At 38.9% G+C, this 447-nt stretch carries 1 protein-coding gene; it reads right to left on the bottom strand.

The features are described from left to right. Nucleotides 1-395: type I restriction endonuclease (locus RU87_RS09530; RefSeq protein ID WP_082782220.1), on the bottom strand; the 395-nt coding region annotated here is incomplete at its 3' end. Between the last annotated feature and the right edge of the window lie 52 nt (nucleotides 396-447).

Here is a 447-nt window from a genome sequence, read left to right on the forward strand (position 1 = left end):
TCTACTCTAGAGGCATCTGGGACCACTTGGTGAACCACCTCATAAGAAGAAGTTCCTCCTGAGATATCCTTATTTCTAAAGGCTTCTAAAGTCACTTTTTTCCGATCTTCTCGCTCTAATAAAACTTGAGCCACCCCGTTTTCTCCTCTAAGCCATTGAGAAGCTAAAAAAGGTGTTCCGGTCAAACGTGAAAACTCGACTTTGACTTGCTTAAATTCTTTGTCCGTTAATAGTTGTTCTTCCAATACTGCTAAATTTATTCGGTTCAAATGGCCTCTAAAGTTTTGCCAAAGTGCTTCTTCCGACTTCAAGTCCGGACGATAAGTCCACTGATTTTCTTTCTCACTTAAGATTTGTATGAACTGGTTTTCAATCATTTGTTCCGAATGACTCATTTGATCACCCTCATTTCCATAGTTGCCACCATTTTTTAGATTCTGTTTTTAC

Origin of the sequence: Pseudolactococcus plantarum (genome assembly GCF_002441715.1) — a bacterium.
GTDB classification, from domain to species: Bacteria; Bacillota; Bacilli; order Lactobacillales; family Streptococcaceae; genus Pseudolactococcus; species Pseudolactococcus plantarum.